This window comes from Cellulomonas septica (assembly GCF_012396155.1).
Taxonomy (GTDB): Bacteria; Actinomycetota; Actinomycetes; order Actinomycetales; family Cellulomonadaceae; genus Cellulomonas; species Cellulomonas septica.
This window is the reverse complement of the sequence record NZ_JAAXOY010000644.1, coordinates 1-2029: the sequence shown is the minus strand read 5'-3', so window position 1 is coordinate 2029 and position 2029 is coordinate 1. Positions and strand designations below refer to the sequence as shown.

General features: G+C 75.3%; 4 protein-coding genes. 3 read left to right on the top strand and 1 reads right to left on the bottom strand.

The genetic code is table 11. The features are described from left to right. Positions 1-332, bottom strand: a 332-nt coding sequence (locus HGA02_RS17640; protein WP_168680538.1) for a helix-turn-helix transcriptional regulator, incomplete at its 3' end; no start/stop codon positions are given. A 53-nt stretch (positions 333-385) separates the two neighbouring features. Here HGA02_RS17640 and HGA02_RS17635 point away from each other — a divergent pair. The 3 genes from HGA02_RS17635 to HGA02_RS17625 form a co-directional block, all read left to right on the top strand. Then, positions 386-946, top strand: coding sequence for a DinB family protein (locus tag HGA02_RS17635; RefSeq protein ID WP_168680536.1), 561 nt, complete (start codon positions 386-388; stop codon positions 944-946). 81 nt (positions 947-1027) lie between these two features. Further along, complete coding sequence (locus HGA02_RS17630) at positions 1028-1567, top strand: DinB family protein (protein ID WP_168680534.1); 540 nt, start codon at positions 1028-1030, stop codon at positions 1565-1567. A 94-nt stretch (positions 1568-1661) separates the two neighbouring features. Further along, positions 1662-2029, top strand: a 368-nt coding sequence (locus HGA02_RS17625; protein ID WP_210728763.1) for a GNAT family N-acetyltransferase, incomplete at its 3' end; no start/stop codon positions are given.

Below are 2029 nucleotides of genomic sequence, written 5' to 3'. Positions count from 1 at the left end.
CGCACGAGCTTGCCGAGCGCCGCACCGACGGGTCCGGTCGGGTCGCCCGCCTCGTGGTGGCCGTCGAGCGCCGCCATGACGAGCGCGAGGGCCTCCGCCGCGCTGAACGTCACGGGCGGGAGGCGGACCCCGCGGCCGAGGCGGTAGCCCCCGTACCGGCCGCGCGTCGACTCGACCGGGATCTCGGCCTCGCGCAGCACGCCGACGTAACGGCGGGCTGCGCGCTCGGTGACGCCGAGCTCGCCCGCGAGCTCCTCCGCCGTGATGCCGGGACGACCCTGGATGAGCTCGAGCGTGCGCAACGCGCGGGAGGTCGGGCTCGCGTCGGGCATCGGATTCTCCAACCGGAAGCAGAACGTCCGGTATCGACCCTAGCGTCGCCCGCATGACCCAGAACACGCTCGAGACCCGGATCACCGAACCCTCTGCGACCGCCGACGAGACCGAGATGCTGCTGTTCTCGCTCGAGCGCGCCCGTGCGCAGTTCGCCTGGAAGGTCGGCGGGCTCGACGCCGACGCGCTCCGCCGTCCCTTCCCGCCGTCCGCCATGACCCTCGGCGGCCTCGTCAAGCACCTCGCGCTCGTCGAGGAGATGAAGATGGCCGAGTTCGTCGACGGCGAGCACCTCACCGAGCCCTGGCGCCAGGAGCACTTCCAGGCCGACCCCGACTGGGACTGGCACTCCGCCGCGTCCGACACCCCCGAGGAGCTCTACGCGCTGTGGCAGCGGGCGGTCGCGCGCTCGCGGGCCGGGTGGGCGGCTGCCCTGTCGCGCGGCGGGCTCGACCAGCCGTCGCTGTTCACGACCGACTCCGGCTGGTCGCCGAACCTGCGGCGCGTGCTCGTCGACCTGATCGACGAGTACTGCCGCCACACCGGCCACGCCGACCTGTTCCGCGAGGCCGTCGACGGTCTCGTCGGGGAGGACCCGCCGCAGGAGTCGTAGCCGCCGTCCCCGCCGTCGCAGCCGCAGCCGCCATGCGGTCGGCCCGCCCGCGGCGTCCGGGGGGTCCGCCAGGATGAGCGCATGAGCGTCATCGACGAGCAGGGCCGCCCGGAGCCGCCGGTCGCCGCCGACGAGGTCACCACGCTGCTGGGGTTCCTCGACTTCCACCGCGCGACGCTGCGTTGGAAGACCGCCGACCTCGACACCGCCGGCCTGACCGCCCGGCTCGCCCCGACCGACATGACGCTCGGCGGGCTGCTCAAGCACGTCGCGTGGGTCGAGGACGAGTGGTTCGGCGCGCGGCTGCACGACGAGCCCACCGACGAGCCGTGGGAGGTCGCCGACTGGGACGCCGACCGCGACTGGGAGTGGACGTCGGCCGGCGCCGACTCCCCGCAGGACCTCCGCGCGCTGTGGGAGGGCGCCGTCGAGCGGTCGCGCGTGCGCACCGAACGGGCGCTCGCCGACGGCGGGCTCGACACCCTCGCCCGACGACCGTCGTCCGACGGCACCACGCCGTCGCTGCGCTGGATCCTCGTCCACATGATCGAGGAGTACGCGCGGCACAACGGCCACGCCGACCTCCTGCGGCAGTCCGTCGACGGGCTCGTGGGGGAGTAGCGCGCCGCCCGCTCGGCCGGCGCCGTCCGCACCCGGACCGGATCCTCCCGCGTGGCGTGCTGCGTCCGGCGGGTCGAACCGGGATGATTCCGCCGTGCCGCTGCTCGCTGCGCCTGTCGTCCTGCCCGGTCGGTGGGGTGTGCGCCCCCAGCCGTCGCTCACCGCCGACGGTCTCCTCCTGCGGCCCTGGGCGCCCGCCGACGTCCCGACCGTGCGCGCCGCCTACGACGACCCCGCGATCCGTTGGTGGCACGCCCGGTCCATGTCCGACGACGACGAGGCGCTCGCGTGGATCGACGCGAAGAACGCCGCGTGGCGCGACGAGCGGGCCGTGGAGTGGGCGGTCGTCGTCGCCCCGCCGCGGGCCACGGCGCCCGACCGGGCGGGAGCACCCGCGCACGTCCCGCGTCCGTCGCCCGCACCGAGCCCGGCACCCTCACCTGCTCCGGCGCCGGCACGGTC